The sequence below is a fragment of the Sphingomonas mucosissima genome (assembly GCF_002197665.1).
GTDB classification, from domain to species: domain Bacteria; phylum Pseudomonadota; class Alphaproteobacteria; order Sphingomonadales; family Sphingomonadaceae; genus Sphingomonas; species Sphingomonas mucosissima.
The window spans coordinates 19,191-42,945 of sequence record NZ_NBBJ01000004.1 but is presented as its reverse complement, the minus strand read 5'-3'; the positions used below and the strand labels follow the sequence as shown (position 1 = coordinate 42,945).

18 protein-coding genes and 1 tRNA gene are annotated in these 23,755 nt (G+C 67.2%); 9 read left to right on the top strand and 10 right to left on the bottom strand.

Going from position 1 to position 23,755, the window contains the following annotated elements; genetic code table 11:
* Positions 1 to 43: 43 nt before the first annotated feature.
* A tRNA-Thr gene (locus tag SPMU_RS12135) sits at positions 44 to 118 on the bottom strand.
* Between the two features lie 88 nt (positions 119 to 206).
* Between SPMU_RS12135 and SPMU_RS16955 the strand changes: the two genes are divergently transcribed.
* On the top strand, positions 207 to 368 hold the full coding sequence (locus SPMU_RS16955) for a hypothetical protein (RefSeq protein WP_169715720.1): 162 nt from the start codon (positions 207 to 209) through the stop codon (positions 366 to 368).
* Between the two features lie 109 nt (positions 369 to 477).
* On the opposite strand, the gene SPMU_RS12130 is transcribed toward SPMU_RS16955, so the two are convergent.
* A complete protein-coding gene (locus SPMU_RS12130) occupies positions 478 to 2,274 on the bottom strand; it encodes an aminopeptidase P family protein (protein WP_088334185.1) in 1,797 nt (598 codons plus the stop codon).
* A 194-nt stretch (positions 2,275 to 2,468) separates the two neighbouring features.
* On the opposite strand from SPMU_RS12130, the gene nadB reads away from it, so the two are divergent.
* The 4 genes from nadB (at position 2,469) to SPMU_RS12110 (ending at position 7,429) form a co-directional block, all read left to right on the top strand.
* On the top strand, positions 2,469 to 4,049 hold the full coding sequence (gene nadB / locus SPMU_RS12125; protein ID WP_088334184.1) for an L-aspartate oxidase: 1,581 nt from the start codon (positions 2,469 to 2,471) through the stop codon (positions 4,047 to 4,049).
* 118 nt (positions 4,050 to 4,167) lie between these two features.
* Positions 4,168 to 5,286: a serine hydrolase gene (locus SPMU_RS12120; protein WP_169715719.1), complete on the top strand. Its 1,119-nt coding sequence runs from the start codon at positions 4,168 to 4,170 to the stop codon at positions 5,284 to 5,286.
* Between the two features lie 46 nt (positions 5,287 to 5,332).
* Entirely contained in the window at positions 5,333 to 6,337 is a 1,005-nt protein-coding gene (locus SPMU_RS12115) for a threonine aldolase family protein (RefSeq protein ID WP_088334392.1), read from the top strand.
* 174 nt (positions 6,338 to 6,511) lie between these two features.
* The gene (locus SPMU_RS12110; RefSeq protein ID WP_088334183.1) at positions 6,512 to 7,429 is read left to right on the top strand and encodes a DMT family transporter; all 918 of its coding nucleotides are present in this window, start codon (positions 6,512 to 6,514) and stop codon (positions 7,427 to 7,429) included.
* Here the strand turns inward: SPMU_RS12110 and SPMU_RS12105 are convergent.
* The 3 genes from SPMU_RS12105 to SPMU_RS12095 are packed head-to-tail and all read right to left on the bottom strand — an operon-like array spanning position 7,339 to position 11,136.
* Positions 7,339 to 8,157 (bottom strand): Rossmann-fold NAD(P)-binding domain-containing protein, encoded by an 819-nt coding sequence (locus tag SPMU_RS12105; protein ID WP_088334182.1) that lies wholly within the window; start codon positions 8,155 to 8,157, stop codon positions 7,339 to 7,341. The two genes, SPMU_RS12110 and SPMU_RS12105, sit on opposite strands and share 91 nt — an antisense overlap.
* Complete coding sequence (locus SPMU_RS12100; RefSeq protein ID WP_245833227.1) at positions 8,154 to 9,431, bottom strand: M48 family metallopeptidase; 1,278 nt, start codon at positions 9,429 to 9,431, stop codon at positions 8,154 to 8,156. The genes SPMU_RS12105 and SPMU_RS12100 overlap by 4 nt, the downstream gene beginning before the upstream one ends.
* Before the next feature lie 16 nt (positions 9,432 to 9,447).
* A complete protein-coding gene (locus tag SPMU_RS12095; RefSeq protein ID WP_088334181.1) occupies positions 9,448 to 11,136 on the bottom strand; it encodes a M28 family metallopeptidase in 1,689 nt (562 codons plus the stop codon).
* A 229-nt stretch (positions 11,137 to 11,365) separates the two neighbouring features.
* Here SPMU_RS12095 and pepN point away from each other — a divergent pair, with 229 nt between their 5' ends.
* Positions 11,366 to 13,960 carry an aminopeptidase N gene (gene pepN / locus SPMU_RS12090; protein ID WP_088334180.1) on the top strand — a complete coding sequence of 865 codons (2,595 nt, stop codon included), beginning with the start codon at positions 11,366 to 11,368 and terminating at the stop codon, positions 13,958 to 13,960.
* A gap of 45 nt (positions 13,961 to 14,005) precedes the next feature.
* On the opposite strand, the gene SPMU_RS12085 is transcribed toward pepN, so the two are convergent.
* Together SPMU_RS12085 and SPMU_RS12080 are read right to left on the bottom strand one after the other, a co-directional pair.
* Complete coding sequence (locus SPMU_RS12085; RefSeq protein WP_088334390.1) at positions 14,006 to 15,421, bottom strand: S41 family peptidase; 1,416 nt, start codon at positions 15,419 to 15,421, stop codon at positions 14,006 to 14,008.
* 114 nt (positions 15,422 to 15,535) lie between these two features.
* Positions 15,536 to 15,955: a DUF1810 domain-containing protein gene (locus tag SPMU_RS12080; protein WP_088334179.1), complete on the bottom strand. Its 420-nt coding sequence runs from the start codon at positions 15,953 to 15,955 to the stop codon at positions 15,536 to 15,538.
* A gap of 66 nt (positions 15,956 to 16,021) precedes the next feature.
* On the opposite strand from SPMU_RS12080, the gene SPMU_RS12075 reads away from it, so the two are divergent.
* A complete protein-coding gene (locus tag SPMU_RS12075) occupies positions 16,022 to 16,654 on the top strand; it encodes a YbhB/YbcL family Raf kinase inhibitor-like protein (protein ID WP_088334389.1) in 633 nt (210 codons plus the stop codon).
* Between the two features lie 366 nt (positions 16,655 to 17,020).
* Here SPMU_RS12075 and SPMU_RS12070 read toward each other — a convergent pair whose 3' ends face one another.
* Both SPMU_RS12070 and SPMU_RS12065 read right to left on the bottom strand, forming a co-directional pair.
* Positions 17,021 to 18,061 (bottom strand): GGDEF domain-containing protein, encoded by a 1,041-nt coding sequence (locus SPMU_RS12070; protein ID WP_088334388.1) that lies wholly within the window; start codon positions 18,059 to 18,061, stop codon positions 17,021 to 17,023.
* A gap of 105 nt (positions 18,062 to 18,166) precedes the next feature.
* Complete coding sequence (locus SPMU_RS12065; RefSeq protein WP_088334178.1) at positions 18,167 to 18,709, bottom strand: peroxiredoxin; 543 nt, start codon at positions 18,707 to 18,709, stop codon at positions 18,167 to 18,169.
* Positions 18,710 to 18,773: 64 nt separating this feature from the next.
* On the opposite strand from SPMU_RS12065, the gene SPMU_RS12060 reads away from it, so the two are divergent.
* Entirely contained in the window at positions 18,774 to 19,595 is an 822-nt protein-coding gene (locus tag SPMU_RS12060) for an inositol monophosphatase family protein (RefSeq protein WP_088334177.1), read from the top strand.
* A 217-nt stretch (positions 19,596 to 19,812) separates the two neighbouring features.
* Here SPMU_RS12060 and clpB read toward each other — a convergent pair whose 3' ends face one another.
* Positions 19,813 to 22,392, bottom strand: coding sequence for an ATP-dependent chaperone ClpB (gene clpB, locus SPMU_RS12055; protein ID WP_088334176.1), 2,580 nt, complete (start codon positions 22,390 to 22,392; stop codon positions 19,813 to 19,815).
* Between the two features lie 248 nt (positions 22,393 to 22,640).
* Between clpB and SPMU_RS12050 the strand changes: the two genes are divergently transcribed.
* Positions 22,641 to 23,675, top strand: coding sequence for an alcohol dehydrogenase family protein (locus SPMU_RS12050; protein WP_088334175.1), 1,035 nt, complete (start codon positions 22,641 to 22,643; stop codon positions 23,673 to 23,675).
* Positions 23,676 to 23,755: the final 80 nt, after the last annotated feature.

Below are 23,755 nucleotides of genomic sequence, written 5' to 3'. Positions count from 1 at the left end.
GATCTACGTTTTATATCCAACGACCGCTAAGTCGTTGAAAAGATGGTGCTGCCGGTGAGGATTGAACTCACGACCTCAGCCTTACCAAGGATGCGCTCTACCACTGAGCTACGGCAGCACTCGGCCCGCTGTTCGCAGGCGAGGGGGCGCTAGAGACGAGCGGCGGCGGATTGTCAAGGCGTCATGACGAAGCGATAGCAGCTTTCATGGACAGCAAGGACGAACGGGACGCGCGCCGGGCCGCTGCGCTGCGGGCCAATCTGCGCCGGCGCAAGGCGCAGGCGCGCAGCGTGGCGGAGGACGGGGCCGTCGCGGAGCAGCCGACGCTTGAGGGTGACGCGGACAAGGCATCGCAGCCTGACGGCTGAACCCGTCAATCGCTCGGCTTGCGACGGCGGCGGCGAACGCGCCCCCGCGACCAGTTGCGGGTTCTCGTATCCCCCCCCGGGCGCGCGCCGGGGAGGGGTGATCGGGTCCTTACCTGAGCGGGGCGCAGCGTTCGATCAGCCACGCGCGGTCCTCGCCCTCCAGTTCGGGCGCAAGCGTGCCGGCGACGCGCGCGTGATAATCGTTGAGCCACGATAGCTCGCCGGGCGTGAGCAGCGCGGAATCGATCAGGTCGCGGTCGATCGGGGCGAGCGTAAGTGTTTCAAAGGCGAGCATCACGTCCTCGCCGCCTTCAAACGTGCGCTCGACGACGAGCAGCAGGTTTTCGATGCGGATGCCGTATTCGCCTGCCTTGTAATATCCGGGCTCGTTGGAAAGGATCATGCCAGGCAGCAAAGATTCTGACGGCCCGCTGCCGGGATAGCTGGGCTTGGCGATCCGCGCCGGGCCTTCGTGGACCGACAGGTAGCTGCCGACGCCGTGGCCGGTGCCATGGGCGAAATCGAGGCCTGCCTGCCACAGGGGAAGCCGGGCCAGTGCGTCGAGCTGCGCGCCCGTGGTGCCGCGGGGAAACACGGCCGTTGCTAGCGCGATATGACCCTTCAGCACGCGAGTGAAGCGATCGCGCATTTCGGCCGTTGGCGCGCCGATCGGGACGACGCGCGTCACGTCCGTGGTGCCGTCGACATATTGGCCGCCGGAGTCGATCAGGTAGAGCTGGCCCGGCTCGATCGGCAGGCTTGATTCATCCGTGACATGATAATGCGGGATCGCGCCGTGCGGGCCAGTGGCGGAGATCGCGTCAAAGGACAGATCCTTCAGCACGCCCGTTTCGCGCCGGAATTCCTCCAGCTTTGCCGCCGCGGACAGTTCGGTCTGCCCGCCCTTGGGCGCTTCGATCGAGATCCAGCGCAGGAAGCGGGAGAGTGCGGCGCCGTCGCGGATGCTGGCGGAGCGGTGGCCGGCCTGCTCCACGCTGTTCTTGGTGGCGCGCGGAACGACAGTGGGATCGCGCAAGGCCACGACCTCGCCGCCGCCAGCCTCAATCGCGAGCGGAATGGCGGCGACCGAGAGCGTCGGATCGACCGCTACGCGCTTGCCGGCGAACGTGCCCAGGGCGGGCGCGAATTCGCGGTGATCGTGGACGCGCACGGCATTGCCGAGATGCTGCGCTACTTCTTCCGTCATCTTCTCAGGCGCGACGTACAGATCGGCGGTGCCGTCAGCGTTCACCACCGCATAGGCCAGCGCGACCGGCGTGCGGGACACGTCTCCGCCACGCACGTTCAGCAGCCAGGCGATTGATTCCAGCGAGGCCAGCACCACCGCATCGGCCTCTTGCTCGGTGAGCCAGTCCGCGACGACGGCGCGCTTGTCGGCGGAGGAGCGGCCCGCATTGGCATCCTCGTGAACGCTGAGCCGCGCATCGGAACGGGCCGGCTGATCGGGCCAGATGGCGTCTACCGGGTTGGTATCCACCGGCACCAGGGTAGCGTCGACGACCTCGAGCGCTTTGCTGGCTTCATCCACCCAGGCGCGGGTGTGCAGCCACGGATCATAGCCGATCCGCCCGCCCTGCTTCGCGTGCCCCGCAAGCCAGGCCGAAACGCTGGTGTCCGGCACCCCGACGAACTGCCAATCGTCGGCCGACACCTGTTCGCGGACCTGGAGCGTATAGCGGCCGTCGGTGAAGATCGCGGCTTCGGCAGGAAGGACCACGGCGGTGCCGGCGGACCCCTGAAAGCCGGTGAGCCAGGCCAGCCGCTGGGCGTAAGCGCCGACATATTCGCTCATATGCTCATCCGTCAGCGGCACGACGAAGCCGTCGAGCTGCTGGCGCGAAAGCTGATCGCGCAGGGCGGCGAGGCGGGCGGTGTAGGTGGACATGGGACTCCCTTGGACTTCTTGTTCCGCGCAATCCTCTCCACCGTTCGTGCCACGCTTGTCGCCGCACCTGCAACGGGCGGTGTCGCTCACAGTGCGCGCTCCGGCCGAACGGTGAAGAGGTTTCGAGCAGATATGGCAGATGCGTGCGCTTCGTGCCATGCAGCCGCGATGGTCTTCTCTCCCCAGAGCCGCGCATGACGAGCGCGGACGTTCTCATTGTCGGATCGGGCGCAGCCGGGCTCACCGCAGCCCTGAACCTTGCCGATCGTTTCCAAGTCACCGTGCTTGCCAAGGGCGCCCTCAACGAGGGCTCCACCGCCTGGGCGCAGGGCGGGATCGCGGCGGTGCTGGAGCCTGGCGACACGTTCGAAAACCATGTCGAGGACACGATGGTCGCCGGCGCGGGGCTGAACGATCGCGAGATCGTGGAGTTCGTGGTCGAGAATGCGCCGGCTGCGATCGAGCGTTTGCAGAAGCTCGGCGTACCCTTCGCGCAGGACGGGAACGCCCTGCACCTGACGCGCGAGGGCGGGCATTCGCACCGCCGCATCGTCCATGTCGATGACGCGACCGGATGGGCGGTGCAGGAGGCGCTGCAGCGCGCGGCGGAGGCGCATCCCAACATCACGTTGGTGCCCGATCAGGTGGCGATTGACCTCGCTACCAGCCGGCATGAGGAGCGCTATTCCGGGGCTGGCAATGTCTGGGGCGTCTATGCGGTGGATCGCAGGACCGGGCGCGTGAACCTGTATACGGCGCGTGCGACGATCCTGGCGACGGGGGGCGCGGGGCGCACTTATCTGTTCTCCACCGCGCCGCGCGGGGCGACCGGGGACGGTATCGCAATGGCGTGGCGCGCGGGATGCCGTGTCTCCAACATGGAGATGATGCAGTTCCACCCGACCTGCCTCTACAACCTCGACGTCAAGAATTTCCTCATCACCGAGGCGGTGCGCGGCGAGGGCGGGCGGCTGATCAACCCGCAGACGGGCCACCGCTTCATGGTGGATTATGATGCCGAGCGGCTGGAACTGGCGCCGCGCGACGTGGTGGCGCGGGCGATCGACGCCGAGATCAAGCGCTATGGCCTCGATTACGTCCACCTAGACATCAGCCATCAGTCCGCCGATTTCGTGCGGGGGCACTTCCCGAACATCTACGAAAAGCTGATGGGGCTGGGCATCGACATGACGGTGCAACCGATCCCGGTGGTGCCGGCGCAGCATTATACCTGCGGCGGGATCATCGTGGATCGTGACGGGCGCACCGATCTGCCAAACCTTTATGCCGCGGGCGAATGTACCGAAAGCGGGCTGCATGGCGCCAATCGTCTGGCCAGCAATTCGCTGCTGGAATGTTTCGTCTTCGGCGAGGCGGCGGCAAATCACATCGCCGCATGCTGGGACGATTTGCGCCCGGTGCCGCCGATCCGGCCGTGGGACGAAAGCCGTGTTGCGGATTCCGACGAGGAAGTCGTGATCAAGCAGAACTGGACCGAGATCCGCCGCTTTATGTGGAATTATGTCGGCATCGTCCGGACCACCAAGCGGCTGCAACGGGCGCAGCATCGCATCGAGATGCTGACGGCCGAGGTGGAGGATTATTACGGCCACTTCCGCGTGACGCCGGACCTGATCGAACTGCGCAACCTGTTGCAGACGGCCGATCTGATCGTCCGCTCCGCGCTCCACCGCCAGGAAAGCCGTGGGCTTCACTACACGCTGGACTGCCCGCAGACGCTGGACGTGGCGGTAGATACCGTCCTGGTTCCCTAGCAGGCGCTTGCATTGGTCGCACGTCAGCGCCGGTTCATCGCAGGCGGAGTAAGTCCCGGTTTTCAATGGTGACTTTTGGGATAGCCTGTTTGGTGGCGACTGTTCGGGGGCATGGCAGATGATGATCGAGCGGTTGATCGCGGGCGTAGCGCTGCTGTCCTTGGCCGGCTGCGGCGTTGATGAGCGGCCGGCGCAGACGGCACGGGCGGTAGCGCCTGAGCCGGCCTATGTCGTCGCCATCCCCGTGCCCAAGCCGACCCCGCTTCCCGCCAATCGCGCGCCGCGTGCGCTTGAAGCCTCGATCGGGCAACTGGTTCGGGAATTTTCGGGCGTCGCCGGCGTTGCGGTTCGCGCCGTGGATGACGGATGGACGGTGGAGGCCAGCGGGCGCCGCCTGCTGCCCCAGCAGAGCGTCAGCAAGCTGTGGGTCGCCATGACGATCCTCGACCAGCGTGATTCCGGCCGGTTGCGGCTTGATGATGAAGTGTCGCTCACCCCCGCTGATCTCACGGTGTTTCATCAGCCGACCGCTTATCTCGTAAAGGGCGGCATTTGGAACACGACGGTGGGCGACCTGCTGTTCCGCGCGCTGACGCAAAGCGACAATACTGCGAATGACCGGCTGCTGACGCTGGCTGGCGGGCCCTCTGCCGTGCGGTCGTTCATCGAGCGCAAGCAACTGGGCGATATTCGCTTCGGGCCCGGCGAGCGGCTACTGCAGGCAAAGACGGCGGGGCTGACCTGGGACCAGTCGATGAGTGTCGGCAACACGTTTTCGCTCATGCGCGCGCGGCTCGATCCCGCCGTTCGCGCGGCGGCGATGCAGGCCTATATCGACAATCCGCCCGATGGCGCTGCCCCCTTGGCGATCGCCGATGCGCTGGCGCGGCTCGCGCGGGGAGAATTGCTGTCCGAAACCTCGACGCGGCTCCTGATCTCGACGCTGGAGTCCAGCAAGACCGGGCGCGCGCGGCTGAAGGCCGGCGCGGCGCCGGGCTGGACGCTGGCGCACAAGACCGGGACTGGGCAGGAACTGGGCCGTCGCAATGCCGGGTTCAACGACGTTGGGCTGCTCACCGCGCCGGACGGACGGCGCTATTCGGTTGCAGTCATGATCGGCGACACGCAGCGACCGATGCGCGATCGGCAGCAGCTGATCCAGGCCGTGGCGGCGACGGTCACTGGCTATCGCGGGCCGACCATCGCGTCCAACGACGCGGACGCGCCGGAAAGCTGATCGGCATCGATTGACGGCGCGGGACGCCCGCCGCAAGGCACGCAACATGCGCTTCTTTTCGGACAATGCCGCCCCCGTTCACCCCGCCGTTCTCGCCGCACTTGCCGAGGCGGACGTGCTCGATACCGCTTACGATGGCGATCGCTGGTCCGGCATGCTGGACGCGCGGCTGTCGGCGCTGTTCGAGACGGAGGTGGAAGTCTTGTGGGTGCCGACGGGCACGGCGGCCAATTCCCTCGCGCTCGCCGCACTGTGTCCGCCGCATGGCGCGGTGCTGTGTCACCGGGATGCGCACATCCAGAACGACGAGTGCGGCGCACCGGAATTCTACACGCATGGCGCCAAGCTGCTGCTGGCAGGCGGCGAGGGCGCGAAGCTGACGCCGGAGAGCCTGGGCGCGCTGCTGGCGACGATCCGCACGGCCGTGCATCAGGTGCCGCCGCACGCCATCTCGATCACCAACGCGACCGAATATGGGCTGGTCTATCAGCCGGACGAGGTGGCGGCGATCGGCGCGTTGGCGGCGGAACGTGGCCTGGCGCTGCACATGGATGGCGCGCGGTTCGCCAACGCGCTGGTGCATGCGGGGTGCTCGCCGGCCGACATGACGTGGCGCGCCGGCGTGACGGCGCTCAGCTTCGGGTTCGTGAAGAACGGCGGGATGGGCGCGGAGGCGCTGGTGTTCTTCAAGCGCGGGATGATCGAGGCGAGCCGCTATCGCCGCAAGCGGGCGGGGCTGCTCTTTTCCAAGGGCCGCTATCTCGCGGCGCAGATCCTGGCGTTGCTGGAGGAGGATCGCTGGCTGGCGAATGCGCGCAACGCGAACGAGGGCGCGGCGCTGCTCGCGGCGGCCGCGGGCGATCGGCTGGTGCATCCCGTGGAGGCGAACGAGGTGTTCCTGCGGGTGACATCGGAAGAAGCCGCGGCGCTGCGCGGCAAGGGTTTCGACTTCTACGATTGGGGGCCGGGCGAGGCGCGGCTGGTGGTATCGTGGAACCAGCAAGCCGAGGACATCCGACCGCTGGCAGAGGCGATCGCAGCGCTGGGGTGATCGCCCGCCGAAGATCATTTTCCCCGCCATGCCGGTCTTGTCCCGGTAGGGTTTGGCTTGACCCGCGGCTGCTGAGTACGCAGAGGGCTGGAGGCCGGCACTAGGCCGGCATGACGTTTTTTCGGGGCGAGGTGCCGTAGCGCTGCGCTTCGATCCGCATTACGCGCGCCGAGCATGACCGACGCGCCGCCGCCGCAATCCACCCGTGCCCACGTGCTGATCCCGTTCGGGATCGTGACGCTGATCTGGGGATCGACCTGGCTGGTCATTCGCGACCAGTTGGGCGTGGTGCCGCCGTCCTGGTCGGTCAGCTACCGCTTCCTTGTTGCCGGGGTGGCGCTGTTCATCTGGGCAGCGATCCGGCGCGAGCCGGGCAGGATCGACGCGCGCGGCTATGCCTTTGCGGCGGCACTGGGACTGGCGCAGTTCGTGCTCAACTTCAACTTCGTGTATCGAGCGGAACAGTTCATCACCTCGGGGCTGGTGGCGGTGACCTTTGCGCTGCTGCTGATCCCCAACTCGTTGTTCGGCCGCATTTTCCTGGGGCAGCGGCTCGGGCGGCAGCTGGTGATCGGCTCCGCGATCGCCATGGCGGGGGTGGCGCTGCTCTTCCTTCACGAGGTGCGCAGCGATCCCAATGGGCCGGCCGCGTCGCTCGTCGGCATCGGCCTGACGCTCTGCGCGATCCTGTCGGCGTCCAGCGCCAATGTGATGCAAGGCACGCAAATCGCACGATCTTATCCGATGCTGCGAACGACCGGGATCGCCATGCTGATGGGCGGGGCGTTTGATGCAGGCTGGGCGTGGTTCACGGTGGGGCCGCCGGTGATGGAATGGCGGCTCGGTTATGTGGCGGGGATCCTGTACCTTGGGATCTTCGCGTCGGCGCTCGCCTTTCCGCTCTATTTCGGGGTGATCCGGATCATCGGGCCGGCCAAGGCGGCCTATTCGAGCGTGATCGTGCCGGTGATCGCCATGGCCTTGTCGACGACCTTCGAAGGTTACCGCTGGTCGCTTTTGGCCGGGTCCGGTGCAGCATTGGCCGCTTTTGGCCTGGTCGTGGCCTTAACCGCGCGCAGGCCCAATCGGTAGTCGGGATAGAGCGGGCGCCAGCCGAGCACGCGCTTCGCCTTGCCGTTCGCGACGCGCCGGTTTTCCGCATAAAAGGCGCGGGCGGCGGGGGACAGGCTGTCCAGCGCGACAACCGGGGGCGGCGGCACGCCGAGCATGGCGGCGGCATGCGCGATCACGCGATCCTGGCTGGTCGGCAGATCATCGGCGAGGTTGTACGCGCCGGGGGGCGCGGTGAAGCCGGCGACGACCCCGCTGGCGATGTCCGCCACATGGACGCGGCTGAACACCTGATTGGAAAGGCCGGTGAGATGGGCGGTGCCCGCGGCGACGCGGTCCAGCGGGGAGCGGCCGGGGCCATAGATGCCGGGCAGGCGGAAGACGCGGGCGCCCAGCGCGAGCCAAGCCGCATCCGCCGCGTTGCGCGGTAAGCGCCGTCCGCGGATCGGGGCAGTTTCATCCACCCAGGCGCCGCCGGCATCGCCATAGACGCCGGTGGAGGAGAGATAGCCGAGCCAGCGGCCGTCCAGCGCGTCGGCGTAGCGGGCGAGGACCGGGTCGTCGCCATCGGGGGGCACTGAGGAGAGCACGTGCGTCGCCGCGGCGAGGCCGGCGCGCACCGCCTGCTCGTCGTCGAACCGGATCGTGCCGGCGCGGCCATCGCGCGTGGTGGCGAGGACTGGCGAGCCGCTCGCGTCGGCGATCGCACTCGCGGTGTAGCCCAGCCCGAAGATGAACAGGCGGCTCATTGCGCGAGCGTCGGTTTGGCCATGGTGGCGCCGGGCATATTATCCTTCTTCCACTGCATCGCCATTCGGATGCGCGTCGCGCCCGAAGGGTGATCGAAGAACAGGAACTCCTCGATCGGCCCCGGTTCGAGCTTGCGATATTCGGAGAGGCGGATCGCCACCTTGGCGAACCCGTCCGGCGCGCGCGCGGCGTCCAAGCCGAAGCGGTCGGCCTCGCTTTCATTCCAGCGAATCACCGTGCTGATGTAGGGCGTCGCCAGCGCGGCGAGCAAGCTCGCGATCGCCAGCAGCAGCGGGGCACCGGCCGGATCGCTCACGTCGCGCACGCCCGAGCGCGGGTAGCGCGCGATCAGCCGCGGCGCGATGCGCGACAGGGCCAGGAAGATGACGAGCACGCCCAGCCCGAACCAGAAGAGCAGCCACCCGATATGATTGAGCACATAATGGCCCATTTCATGACCCATCACGGCGGCGACTTCGTCAGGCGAGGTGCGGTTCAACAGATTGTCGTTGAGCGCGATGCGGATCGTCGGCCCGAGACCCGCGACATTGGCAGAGATGCGCTTCGACTGGCGCGATTCATCGGCGACATAGATATGGTCGGCCGGGATCTGCTGCGCCTCAGCCATCGCCACGATGCGGTCGCGCAGCGGCCCGGCGGGCATTTCGGTGTATTCGTTGAACATGGGCTCGATGAAGACCGGCCCGAGCAGCAGGCCGATGGTTAGGAAGCCGATCACCACCCCCGTCCCGATCGCCCACCAGCCGCGCCGGAAGCGGCGGATGACGGCGTAGATGGCGGTGAACAGCAGCGCATTCACCACCAGCGATATGCCCAGCATCTTGAGCTGATCGATCAGCCACGCGCCGAACGTCTGGCTCATCAGGCCGTATTGCGCCTCGCGCACGAAGCCGGTGTAGATCGACCACGGCAGGAAAAGCACGAAGGTGACGAGGGTGAAGAGCACGCCGTAAGAAGCGGGCACCAGCCGGGTGCGCTTGATACGCCGCGCCGCCAGATCGCGCAGCCGCGCCGACCAGCCGCTGACGAGCAGCGCGCCATAGACCAGCACGGCGACGACAGCCCCCCACAGGGTCAGCCAATAGCCGCCTTCGAAATAGGCGTCCGACTTTGCGCGTGCCGGCCCCTGCAGCAGATCGAGGTAGGCGCGCGTTGCCGCATCGACATCGAACCCGGGGTTTGATCCCTGGGCCTGTGCGATCGCGGGCACCAGCGCCGCCGCCAGCAGCGCTGCCCCCATCACCTTCCTCATCCCCCGTTTCCCCTTGTTATGGCGCCATCGGCCCCTTGAACAACGTGCCGAAATAATCGCCCTTGTTCCACACCGGGCGCGTCGCCGCGTCGCCGATGTTGCGCGCGATGCGATAGTTCACGTCGACGAAGCGCACGCCTTCTTCCCACTCGATCGGCTGCGACAGATCGTCCGTCGGCTTGTGATAGTTGGTGGAGAGGAAGTGCTCGACCGCGGCCTTGCCGGGGCCCTTCTGGCCGGGCCACAGGAACACCGACGGCACGCCCTTTTGCACAAAGCGGAAGTGGTCGGAGCGCACGAAGATGCCTTCATCCGGGATCGGATCGGGCGACAGGGCGACGCCGGCGCCCTCCACCGCCCCGCGGATGATCGGGCCAAGCGTGGAGCGATCGCCGCCGAAGGCCACCATGTCTTCGAACTTGTAGGTGAGGATCGGCATGTCGAGGTTCACGTTGGCAATGATCGACTCCGCCGGCACCGTTGGGTGGTTGGCGAAATAGTCGCTGCCCACCAGCCCCTTTTCCTCCGCCGTCACGGCCAGGAAAAGGATCGTGCGCTTTGCCGGGCCTTCCTTCTGGAAGCGTTTGGCTTCCTCGATCAGGCTGGCGATGCCGATGGCATTGTCGAGCGCGCCATTGTGGATCTTGTCCTCTGCCTTGCCGCTGACGCCGACGTGATCGAGGTGCGCGGAGAGGACGACGACCTCACGCGACAGAGCGGGATCGCTGCCGGGCAGGACGCCGACGACATTGGAGGAGCGCACCTGCTCAAACTTGGTCTTGGTTGTCGCCGAAACTGTGACGGGCAGCGCCTCCGGCGTGAAGGTGGCATCCGCCTTTTCGGCGGCACGCGCGATCTTGGCCCAGCTGGTGCGGGCGCCGGCGAAGAGCTTTTGCGCGCCCGAGAGGCTGAGCGTGGCGAGTGCGGGGATGCCGCCTTCCTCGACATGGCCGGTGCCGTCGGCATTGGCCCAGGTCATGCGGCTGTGATCGTTCGCTTCCACCAGCCGCGCGAACGGGCGCTGCTTGTCCGAGCGCGGGGTGACGAGCGCGATCGTGCCGACGGCGCCGCGCTCGGCAGCGAAGCGCGCCTTGGTGGTGGCCGCGCCGAGCCAGGCGCGCTCCTCACCCGTCATCTTTGACGGCGAGCCGCTGACAAAGGCAACGATCTTTCCTTTCACGTCGACCCCACGATAATCGTCGCGGCCATATTGCGGGGCGACGATGCCATAGCCGACGAACACGACGGGGGCGGACACGCTGGTTTCAGCGGTGCGCGGGTTCGACGAGGGAATGTAATCGGTGCCAAAGGTGAGCGCGCTCTGGCCCGCGGCGCCAGTGATGGCGAGCGTGCCCTGGCCATCGGGCTTGTAGGACACGAGTGGTACGTTCTGGGCATAGCCGCCCTTGTCCCCGCCCGGCTTCAATCCGGCGGCGAAGAATTGCGCGGCGACATATTCGGCGGCGATGTCATATTCCGGGCTGCCGGCCTCACGGCCGCGCATCGCGTCCGCCGCGAGGAACATCACGTGCGACTTGATGGCGGCGGCCCCGGCGGACAGCGGTGCAGCAGCGGGGGGCACGGCGGGCGCGACAGTGCCCGGAGTGGCGCTATGCTGGGTATCAGTGCCCTTGGCGGCAGTGGCTTGCGCGATGGCGGCGACGGGAAGGGACGTAAGGCAGAGGGCGAGGATCAAACGACGCATTCGTGCTTCCAGAAAGCCTTGCCTGCCGGGGCGCCGATGGCGTGCCGAACCACAGGATTACGGCAGCAATCGTTCGAAGAAGTGCTGCAGGCCAATTGCTTGCAACACAACTCCACCGCACGCGACACGAACGAAGGGGAGTGGACCTGATCGCCAGACGTAGCAGCCAAGCGTTTCGCCGCAAGCTTTAGCGATGGAACCACAAGCCGCCCCGTCTATATCTCTCCTCATGCTCGATGTTCTCACCGCCCCAGCCGCTCCTGCGATCAAGCGCCGTCAGGATTATCGCCCGCCTGCCTGGCTGGTGCCGAACGTCGACCTGGACTTTGCGCTCGATCCTGGGGCGACGCGGGTGCGTGCCCGTCTGGAAGTGACGCGCAACGGGGGCGCGGGCGAGCCGCTGCGGCTGGACGGCGACGGGCTGACGCCGCTGGCGGTGATCGTCGACGGGGTGGCGGTGAACGACTGGCGGCTGGAGGACGACCAGCTCGTCATCCCGCTGACCGGCGCATCGCACGTGATCGAGACCGAGGTGGAGATCGCGCCCGACCAGAATACGCAGCTGATGGGGCTGTATTCGTCGGGCGGGAACCTGTGCACGCAATGCGAGGCGGAAGGGTTTCGCCGGATCACCTACTTCCCGGATCGGCCCGACGTGCTGGCGACCTATCGCGTGCGGATGACGGCGGACAAGGCGCGCTATCCCGTGCTGCTCGCCAATGGCGATCCGATCGCGAGCGGCGACAATGATGACGGGACGCATTGGGCCGAGTGGCACGATCCGTTTCCCAAGCCCTCCTACCTCTTCGCGCTGGTAGCGGGGGATCTGGCCTGCAACGCGGGCACGTTCACCACGCGATCGGGGCGTGAAGTGCAGCTTGGCATCTGGGTGCGTGCGGCGGATCTCGCCAAGACCGACCATGCGCTTCATGCGCTCAAGACGTCCATGGCCTGGGACGAGCGCGTCTATGGCCGCGAATATGATCTGGACGTGTTCAACATCGTCGCGGTGGACGATTTCAATTTCGGCGCGATGGAGAACAAGGGGCTAAACATCTTCAACAGCCGCTACATCCTGGCCGATCCCGATACCGCGACCGATTACGATTACGACGCCATCGCCGCGGTGGTGGCGCATGAGTATTTCCACAACTGGTCGGGCAATCGCATCACTTGCCGCGACTGGTTCCAGCTGTCGCTGAAGGAAGGGTTCACCGTCTTTCGCGACCAGGGGTTCTCGGCCGACCAGGGCTCGGCGGCGGTGAAGCGGATCGAGGACGTGCGCGGGCTTCGCGCGAGCCAGTTCCCCGAGGATGCCGGGCCGCTGGCGCATCCGGTGCGCCCGGAGAGCTACCTCGAGATCTCCAACTTCTACACCTCGACGATCTACAACAAGGGCGCCGAGCTGATCCGCATGATGGCGACCATCCTGGGGCCGGCGCGGTTCCGGACGGCGTGCGACCTGTATTTCGATCGCTTCGACGGCACGGCGGCGACGTGCGAGGATTTCGTCACCTGCATGGAAGAGGGCGGCGGGGTGGACCTGTCGCGGTTCCGCTTGTGGTACAGCCAGGCCGGGACGCCGCGCGTGTCGGCGAGCCTGGAGCATGACGGCGGGCGCGCGACGCTGCGGCTGGCGCAGCAGGTGCCGCCCACGCCGGGGCAGTCCGCCAAGGAGCCGATGGTGCTGCCGCTGCGCATCCGGCTGTTCGGCGCAGAGACCGGCCAGCCGCTCGGGCCGGAGCAGCTCGTGCTGCTGGAAGAAGCGAATGAATCGATCGTGTTCGACGGCGTGGCGGAACGGCCGGTGCTGTCGATCAATCGCGGCTTTTCGGCGCCGGTGACGATCGAGAGCGATCGCACGGCGGCGGACCTCGCCTTCCTCGCGCGGCACGACGATGATCCGTTCGCGCGCTACGAGGCGATGCAGCAATTGATGCTCGATACGCTGATCGCGGGCGCGGTGGAGGGCCAGGCCGATCACCGCGCGGTGATCGATGCGGTGGCGGATACGCTGGACGACCCGGCGCTTGATCCTGCCTTTGTGGCCGAAGCGGTGCTGCTGCCGTCCGAAAGCTTCATCGGTGATCAGCTCAGCACGGTTGATCCCGAGGCGATCTATCGCGCGCGCGAGGCATTGCGCGGCGATCTCGGCCGGGCGCTGGCGGAGCGGTGGCGCAACATCTACGAGGCGAACACCAGCGGGGCGGCTTATGCCTATACGCCGGCCGGCAAGGGCGCGCGCCGGATCCGCAACGTGGCGCTGGGCTATATCGCAGCATCGGGCGCGAGCGATGCGGCGGCGCTGGCGTTCCGTCAGTTCGAGCAGGCCGACAACATGACCGACCGGCAGGGCGCGCTCAGCACGCTGGTGAACGGCGACAGCGATCTGCGCGAAGCGGCGCTCGACATTTTCTACAACCGCTATTCGGGCAACGGCCTGGTGCTGGACAAATGGTTCCAGACGCAGGCGCTGTCGACGCGCGACGACACGCTGGAGGCGGTGGCGGCACTGGCCGAGCATCCGAGCTTCACGCTCGCCAATCCGAACCGTGCGCGCAGCCTGATCGGGGCGTTTGCGGTGAACCAGCGGGCGTTCAACCGGGCGGATGGGGCGGGATATCGCTTCCTCGCCGATCAGCTGATCGCGCTCGACCGGCTGAACCCGCAGACGGCGGCCAAGCTGCTGCCGCCGCTGGGCCGCTGGCGGCGGTTCGATCCGGCGCGCGGCGCCTTGATGCGCGCCGAGCTGGAGCGGATCGTGGCGACGCCGGGGCTGTCGAAGGACCTGTTCGAGCAGGCGTCCAAGAGCCTGCAGGGGTGACACCACACGCGCGCCTCGCCCGCCGATGCGGGCGAGGCGGCCGGTTCAGAAAGCGCCGGGCGTTTCGCGCTGGAACGTGGAGGGGCGCGCCGGCGCCAGGAGGTCTCGCGGCACGGCCACGTCGCGGGTGCGGGCCGCAGAAGCGGTCGCGCTGGCGCCGCCGATCGGCGTGCAGCTGCGCCCGGCAATGAACGCCAGCGCTTGGCGGACCGACGCCTCCCGCGGGTCGCCCAGGGGATAGGACAGATCATCATCGGCCCGGCACGTGGCCGGCATGACGGGCGCGAGGCCGTTGTAATAGTCGCCCTGCCGGTCCGCATTCTGGCCGGCAAACGCCACGACGCGCAGGCGATCGTCACACGCGGCGCGATCGCGCGCGATCTGGCCGACCGGCTTGCCATAGGTGTTGGTGCCGATCAGCGCGACGTTCGCGCGCAGGTACGGGATCATTCCGTTGATCACCAACTCGCTGGCCGATGCGGTGCCGCCGGTGCCGATAAAGGCGATGCGCGTCGGCGCGACCGATTGCGGCTGCGGCGTGAAATAGTCGACGCGGTTCTCCGATGACTTTTCCCGCCGGTAGGTGGTGTAGTTGAACACTTCGCTCCGCTGGCGATTGGCGCCAAGGAGGTCGCCGATCAGGTTTGCGGTGGAGACCAGCCCGCCGCCATTGTAGCGGAAGTCGATAATGAAATCGGTGATGCCGGCGGCGCGCATCCGGGCAAAGCCGTCCCGCAGCGGTTGATCGGCTGTGGAAATAAAGGTGCGCAGGTTGATGTACCCCACGCGCCGTCCCTCATCCTCGATAACGGTCACGCCGTAGCGCGGCGACACCGGGTTGAGTTCGAAATCACGCGGCGACAGCGTCACCTCGCGCTCCACACCGTTGGGCGCGCGCACGCGCAGCAGGCGGGCGTCGCCGGCCTGCTCACCGCCCAGTGCGTCGCTCACCGCCTGCGCGCCGCCGCTCGCGAAAAGCGCGCTGACGGTGCGTGGCGCCGTGCCGGGGCGACCGATGGCGAGGATTTCCGTGCCGCGATCGATCCCGGCCTCGAGCGCGGGCGCGCCTTCGAAGGCCTCGATCACGAACATGCGCGCCGCGCCCGCATCGATGCCGAGCCGGAAGCCATATCCGGCGCTCGACCCCGAGGCGTAATAGGCATTCTCCTCGGCGATCGAGGTAATGTAGGTGAAATAGCGATCCTTGTTCTGCGCGCGTGCGGTGGCGGTCAGGGCGTCGACATATGCGTCCACGCTCGCGTAGCGGCTGCCGTCGAGCGACGGGGGGAGCGTATCCGGAAAAAGATACCATTCGCGCAGTTCCGCCGCGGCCCATGTCTGCCGGCTTTGCAGCGAACAGGTGCTGGTGGTGGGAGCGGGAGACGGAGCGGGCGAGGGGCCGCTTGCGATCGGATTGCCGCTTCCGCCGCCATCGCCGCCGCACCCTGCGAGGAGGCTCATCAGGCACACGGCTGCTGCCCATCGATTCGTCATCGCGATCCCCAACCCGCAAACCCTTGTTTATGGCTGGTTAGCAGGTCCGGGTGATCTTGCCAGCCGGCCCGAGAGGAATGATCAGCCGAGCAAGGCCATCGTCGCGGCATCGCGCGTGCCGCCGTAAAAGCGGGCAAGGACGGCGTCGAATGGGGCGGGATCGTCAGCGGCGGCGGCAAACAACGTCATCGACGAGTGCAGCTTCATTGCGTCGACGGGGCCAAGGATCGCGTCGGCGGATCCGGACGCCAATAGGAGCGCGGCGCATGCCTCGATCAGGCGGGAGCCGAGCAGCGGATGGCGCAGATAGGCGCGCGCCTCATCCAGCGAGGCGATGCCGTAATAAGTTGCCGTGTCGCTCCGGCCGAGGCCGCGCAGCTGCGGGAAGATGAACCACATCCAGTGCGTGGTCTTTCGCCCTCGGCGAAGCTCCGCCAGCGCGGCGGCCTGGCTGGTTTCCTGCGCCGCGACGAAGCGGCCGAGATGGAACGGATCGGTCATCGCTCTGAAACGCGCGGGACGCATCGCGGATGCCGCTTGTGCGTTGGTTGGGCAAAGGAGGTCGCCATGCTCGAATTTATCCCCGCCTGGTTGGGCCGCACCCTGGGCAATGTCCGCGCCGGCGCCAGCAAATTGGCGATCGTGCAGCCTGAACTCGGCGGACGCTTCGATGCGATCGATCTTTCGAGCCCGGCATTTGCGCAGGACGCGCGTTTGCCGCCGCGCTTCACCGCCGACGGAGAAGGCGTGTCGCCGCCGCTCGTCTGGGGGCCGCTGCCCGAAGGAACGGCGTCGCTCGCCTTGCTGGTCGAAGATGCCGATGCACCCACCCCGCAGCCGCTGGTTCACGCCATCGTCTGGGGCATGGCGGCGGATGCCGGTCGCCTGGCCGAGGGCGCGATTGTCGCTGACGGGCCGGGCGATGCCGACACGGGCGATGTGGGGCGTAATTCGTACCTCGGCGAAGGCTGGCTGCCGCCCGATCCGCCGACCGGCCATGGCGAGCATCGCTATGTGTTTCAGCTGTTCGCGCTGGACGGCGGGGTGGAGGATCCAGGCCAATCGCCCGGTCGCTCCGCCCTGATCCGCGCGATGGCGGGGCACGTACTGGCGGCGGGACTGCTGATCGGCACCTATTCGCGCGGCGAGGAAGCGACGGTCAGCGGCGCTCAGACGACGCTTGCGGCGGCATCGACATAGGCGAGAAGCGAGGAAGCGCTCACCAGGGCGGCCAGCGCGAGGATTGCGGAGCGGATCATGATCATCATCCCGATATCGTGAAAGGGGTGTTCCGGTCAGGCGACCGGAACGACCGGAACGGCAGCGCCGATCATCAGCGCCGCGAAAGCAACGGCGCCCACGAAGCTGGCGACCTGCAGGTGAAGCTGGTTCAGACGATTGGCCATGTTCGATCTCCTTGACGTTGGGGCCGGACGATCCGGCGCCTATGCCATCCGCTTTGCAGGGGGCGTGCCAACTTCAACCGATTGTGGAACTTCAAGGACTTAGGATCAGGCTGCGCGCCGATTAGCGTATGGTGCCAGATAGCGTTGGCGGCTCATGCCATCATGCGGCGCAAAATGCGCAGTTCCGCCCGGCTGCCTTCGCACGATACAAGGCGGCGTCTGCGCGGGCATAAAGCGCCTCGCGTGGTTCGTCGCTGGTGCCGGCTGCAACGCCGCCGGAGATGGTGACAACGCCGATTGGCGCATCGGTCGCGCGTGAGCGGAAGCGCCGTGCGGCGACGGCGCTGCGGGCGCGATCGACCAGCGCGATTGCGGCGTCGCTATCTACCCCGACGAACAGCAAGGCGAATTCTTCCCCGCCGTAGCGAGCAACCACCGCGCTGGCGCATTCGCCGGCGATCGTCGCGCCAACCGCGCGCAACACGCGATCACCGACGGCGTGTCCGAATTCGTCGTTCACGCGCTTGAAGTGGTCGATATCGCACAGCGCCAGGGCGATCGGCGTTCCCGGCGGCAGACCGGCATAGGCCTCGTCAAACGCGCGACGGTTCGCCAGTTCGGTCAAGGGATCGCGGCGAGCGGTGCCGTGCGCCTCGTCCAAAGCGCTACGCAGCGCTTCGGCCTCCTGTTCGGCCGCCGCCATGCGGCGTTCGGCGGCATGAGCGCGATCGATCATCGCGGCGGTCAGCCGAACCACCTCATCGAGACCGGCAACCGGCGCCGCCATTCGCATGGCGGCCGCGCTGGCGGCGAGATCACGCCCAAAGCCGCTGGTTTCCTCGTGAATGGAGCGAACCGCACGGGAGAAATCCGCGACCTGCATCTCCGCGCGCGCGATCATCGCCTCAGCCTCTGCGGCGACGCGCGCGGTGTGCGGCTCGGCCAGTCCTTCGTCGAGGCATGGCTGAGGCGCGCCGCTTGCCGCTTCCGGGCCACCGAGCTCCGCTATGTCGTGCGCGGTCAGCCTCACGCCGCCGTCGGTAAGCGCGGCGACGGAACGTGCCAACGGGCCGGCCGGGTCGCTCAGCACCCGGTAGGCGAAGGCGTAATTGGCAGGTTCGACGCTCAGCTTCTGGTCAGACAAAAATTGACCGACCGCTTTGTACAGCTCGTCGTCTTTCTGTCTGGGGAACTCAGCCATGCTCTCCGTCCCCCGCCCCACCCTGGCGTTCACCCGCGTCGTGCGTTTCGGCATCTCCCTATCCGCCGCAGAAACTAAAATATCGTTGCTCTGGCTGCACTTCAATCAGGAACGCGAGAGACGCTTCACCGCTTCCAGCGTCAGCGCGACGTGGCGGTCGGCCGACAAATCGTCGTGAACATAGGCGATTCGCCCGGTGCGATCGATGACGTAGCTGGTGCGGCGCGTGGCATCGCGCCCCTTGATCTGCCGGCCGAGCGCGACGTCATAGCCAGCGACGACTCGCGGACCGGCGCTGGCCACGGGGAACTTGCCCGCGCATTCGGCGGCGGAGAATTTCGTCAGGTCCTCCACGCTGTCGGCCGACATGCCGATGACGGTGGCGCCGGCGGCCTGGAAGGCGGGGATGTTCTCGGCAAAGGCGCGGGCCTCGGCATTGCAGCCGGCGGTGAAGGCTGCCGGGAAGAAGTACAGCACCACCGGCCCCTTCTTCAGCTGGCGTGCGAGATTGACGTTCACGACCTTGCCGGCGACGGCACCGCGGGTGGTGAAATCGGGTGCTTTGGCCCCAACCGGGAGGACGGCGCTCGCCGGCGCGGCGATGGCGAGCGAGGCAAGAACGGCAGCGGTGGCGAGATAGCGGCGCATGGAGCAACTCCCGAAAGTTGCAGCCGTTCTAGCGCTGCGCGTTGCGGGGCGATAGGGCTGGCGAATGCCGATCCGCCAAGCTGACCTCGATCTCGCCCACCGTCTCGCCGATGCCGCGGGCGAAGCGATCCGCCCCTATTTTCGTGGGGAGCTGGGCACCGAGATGAAGGACGATCATTCGCCCGTGACGCTCGCCGATCGCGCGGCGGAGGCGGCGATGCGGCGCATCCTAGACGCCGAAGCGCCCGGCGACGCGGTGCATGGCGAGGAATATGGCGTCAAGGAGGGCGTGACGGGGCGCCGCTGGGTACTCGACCCGATCGATGGGACGCGCAGCTTCACCGTGGGGCGGGCGATCTTCGGCACGCTGGTGGCGCTGGTCGAGGATGGCTGGCCGGTGATGGGCGTGATCGATCAGCCGGTGCAGCGCGAGCGCTGGATCGGTGCGGCAGGGCGGCCGACCCTGTTCAACGGCGCGCCGGTGCGCACGCGTGCCTGCCGCGCGGTGGAGGGTGCGATCCTCGCGACGACGAGCCCACATGCCTTCAACGATGACGAAGTGCCGTTTTTCCTAGCGCTGGTCGCGGCGGTTTCGGGCGGGCATGCGCGGCAGGGGCCGGTCTATGGCGGCGATTGCTACAATTACGGGCTGCTGGCGAGCGGGCATCTCGACATCGTGTGCGAGGGCGGGTTGGCGCTGCACGATTTCGCCGCGCTGGCGCCGATCGTCGAGGGCGCGGGCGGGCGGATGTGCGACTGGAACGGCGATCCCCTGACGGAGGCTAGCACCGGCCAGGTGCTGGCGATCGGTGATCCGGCGCGGATGGACGAGGTGCTGGAGGCGCTGCACGCGGTAGCGGGCGGGCACGACCACCACGATCATTGACGCGTTTACTGCGCCATTCGTGCTGCGCTGTCGAAGCGCATGCCGTGCGCGGTGGTGCTGCTAACGTCCTTCGACAGGCTCGGGACGAGCGGAGGAGAGGGGGCGTTGTCGTCATGCCGGGCTCGTCCCGGCATCCAGGCCTCCACGTACCTTCGCTTGTTGGCGCGCGCGGACGGCTGGATGCCGGGACGAGCCCGGCATGACGGGGTGGGTTTGTTCAGGCGACCGCGAGCGCCAGCTTGCCGTCGCCTTCGTCGACCTTGATCGTGCTGCCGTCCTTCACTTCGCCGCGCAGGATCATGTCCGCCAGCGGATCCTGCAGATAGCGCTGCACCGCGCGCTTCAGCGGGCGGGCGCCGTACACGGGATCGTAGCCGACCCGGCCGAGCCACGCGCGCGCCGCGTCGGTGAGGTCGAGCGACACCTTGCGATCGGCGAGCAGCTTGCCGACACGCGCCACCTGGATGTCGACGATCGGCCCCATGTGCGCCTGGCCCAGGCGATGGAAGAGGATGATCTCGTCCAGCCGGTTGAGGAATTCCGGGCGGAAGTGCGCGCGGACGATCTCCATCACCTGCGGCTCGACCGTCTCGACATCCTCGCCCTCGCCGAGATTGGCGAGATACTGGCTGCCGAGGTTCGACGTCAGGATGATGAGCGTGTTCGAGAAGTCGACCGTGCGGCCCTGGCCATCGGTGAGGCGACCGTCGTCGAGCACCTGGAGGAGCACGTTGAACACGTCGCCATGCGCCTTCTCCACTTCGTCGAACAGCACGACCTGATAGGGCCGGCGTCGCACCGCTTCGGTCAGCACGCCGCCTTCCTCATAGCCGACATAGCCGGGAGGGGCGCCGATCAGCCGCGCGACGGAATGCTTCTCCATGAACTCGCTCATGTCGATGCGGACCATCGCATTGGAATCGTCGAACAGAAATTCGGCGAGCGCCTTGGTCAGCTCGGTCTTGCCGACGCCCGTCGGCCCGAGGAACAGGAACGAGCCGAGCGGCCGGTTCGGATCCTGCAGCCCGGCGCGGGCGCGGCGAACGGCGGTGGAGACGGCGCGCACCGCATCGGCCTGGCCGATCACGCGCTTGCCGATCACTTCCTCCATCTTGAGGAGCTTGTCACGCTCGCCCTCCATCATCCGCTCGACCGGGATGCCGGTCCAGCGGGCGACGACGCCGGCAATGTCCTCCGACGTCACTTCCTCGCGCAGCATGGCGTTGGCCGCGGCGCCCTCAGCCTCGGCAAGCTGCTTTTCGAGCGCGGGGATGCGGCCGTAGGAAAGCTCGCCCGCCTTGGCGAGATCGCCCTGGCGCTGCGCCTGTTCCAGCTCCAGCCGGGCGGCGTCGAGCTGTTCCTTGAGCTTCGCCTCGCCGGCCAGCTTGTCCTTCTCGGACTGCCAGCGCTGGGTAAGCTCGGCCGACTGCTGCTCGAGATTGGCGAGTTCGTCCTCGATCTTCTCGAGCCGGTCCTGCGAGGCCTCGTCGGTCTCGCGGCGCAGGCCCTCGCGCTCGATCTTGAGGCGAAGGATGCGGCGGTCGAGCGTCTCGATCTCCTCTGGCTTCGATTCCACTTCCATGCGGATGCGGCTCGCAGCCTCGTCCATCAGGTCGATCGCCTTGTCGGGCAGGAAGCGATCGGTGATGTAGCGGTTCGAGAGCGTCGCGGCGGAAACGAGCGCGCCATCGGTGATGCGCACGCCGTGGTGAAGCTCGTACTTCTCCTTCAGCCCGCGCAGGATCGAGATGGTGTCCTCCACCGTCGGCTCGCCGACGAACACCGGCTGGAAGCGCCGCTGGAGCGCGGGGTCCTTCTCGACGTACTTGCGGTACTCATCGAGCGTGGTCGCACCGACGCAGTGCAGCTCGCCGCGTGCAAGCGCCGGCTTCAGGAGGTTGCCCGCATCCATCGCGCCTTCGGATCTGCCGGCGCCGATCAGCTGGTGCATCTCGTCGATGAATAGGATCACGTCGCCTTCGGCGGCCTTCACCTCGTCGATCACGCCCTTCAGCCGCTCCTCGAACTCGCCGCGATATTTCGCGCCCGCGATCAGCGCGCCCATGTCGAGCGCCATCAGCGTCTTGTTCTTGAGCGTATCGGGCACGTCGCCATTGGCGATGCGCAGCGCGAGGCCCTCGGCGATGGCGGTCTTGCCGACGCCGGGCTCGCCGATCAGCACGGGATTGTTCTTGGTGCGGCGGGCCAGCACCTGGATGGTGCGGCGGATTTCCTCGTCGCGGCCGATCACCGGATCGAGCTTGCCGTCGCGCGCCGCCTCGGTGAGGTCGCGGGCGAACTTCTTCAGCGCGTCATAGCGATCCTCCGCTGTCGCGGTGTCGGCGGTGCGCCCGCCGCGCAGGTCGTTGATCGCGGTGTTGAGCGCGTCCGCACGCACGCCCGCGGCCTGCAGCGCCTTGCCCGCGGGGGTGTTGAGCGACAGCGCGAGCGCGACCAGCAGGCGCTCGACGGTGACATAGCTGTCGCCGGCCTTTTGCGCGATCTGCTCGGCCTGGTCGAGCAAGCGCACGGCATCATTGTTGAGGCCCGGCGTCGACTGCGCGCCCGAGCCGCTGACCGCGGGGATCCTGGCGAGCGCAGCGTCGGTCTCCGTCACCGCGCGACGTGCATCGCCGCCGGCGGCCTGGATGAGACCCGCGGTCATGCCCTGCTCGTCCTCAAGCAGCGCCTTCAGCAGATGCTCGGGGCCGATCTGCTGATGGCTCATGCGGATCGCGACAGTTTGCGCCGATTGGAGGAAGCCCTTGGCGCGCTCGGTAAATTTCTCGAGGTTCATGGGAGTGCCTGTATCCTTCGAGCATCATGTTGTGTTGCTGTTATGCAACACAAGATGTGACGTTAGAGAAAGAATGGTGATGCGGGTGAAGCGCGTCCAGAGCGATGTTGTCTGTCCCGTCCAAAAGCTCGCCGGCCTTTTTCCGCGTCGCGGGGAGGGCGGGTATCCGGGAATGCCCCAGGTTCGACGCGTGGTTGACGTGGGCGCGCTGTTCCGCTCCGCTAAGCAAAACCAGTGGGGAGCGGATCATGAAGGCTTTGCGGTATTTCGGCGCGCGCGACATCCAGTACGGATCGACTGAGGACGCAGCGTTGCAGGACGATCGCGACGTGCTGGTCCGCGTGAAGCATTGCGCGATCTGCGGCAGCGATCTGCACATCTATCACGGCCACGGCTTTTCCGAGGATACGGGCTTTTGCGTCGGCCATGAGGCGGTGGGCGAAGTGGTCGAGACGGGGCGCGCGGTGCGCACCCTGAAATCAGGGGATCGCGTGATGATCTCCGCCGCGGTCGGCTGCGGCGCCTGCCCCGGCTGCCTGATGGGCCGGGTGCATGAGTGCGAGAACAATGCCTTGGGCTGCTACGGACTGTCGGCGGCGCTGCAGGGGAGCCAGGCGGAAGCGGTGCGCGTGCCCGCAGGCGACGTAAACGCCCGGCGCATCCCGGAAGGGATCACCGACGAACAAGCGCTGATGCTGACCGATGCGCTGCCGACCAGCTGGATGGCGGTGCGCAATGCCGACATCAAGCCGGGCGCGAGCGTCGCGGTGGTGGGGCTCGGCCCGATCGGGCTGATGGCGGTGGAAGGTTGTCTCGCGGTGGGCGCGGGGCGGGTCTATGCGATCGATCTGGTGCCCGAGCGGCGCGCGATCGCGGAAGGGCTGGGCGCGGTCGGCGTCGATCCGGCAGAAGCCGTGCCGTTCATCCGCGAAGACACCAAGGGCCGGATGTGCAGCAGCGTCGTTGAGGCGGTGGGCGCTGACGCGACGATCGACCTGTCGCTTCGGCTGGTGGGGAAATGGGGCACCGTCTCCTGCCTCGGCGTCAACCAGACGCGGCGCTTCCCCTTCCCGATGGAGCGCGCCTTTGCGAGCGGGCTGACGTTCCGCACCGGCACCTGTTCCGTGCCGCATTGGTGGCAGGAACTTATCCCGATGGTGCAGAAGGGGCAGTTGAAGCCCGAACGCTACATCTCGCACCGACTGCCGCTGTCGCAGGGTGCCGAGGCCTATGCGATCCTCGACAGGCGCGAGGCGCTGAAGGTGGTGATGACGCCGGAGTGATCCGCCGGCGTCTGTCCTACATGGCACGGATCATGTTCTAAGCGGCGATGATGACGCACCCATCTCCCGCCCTGTTGCCG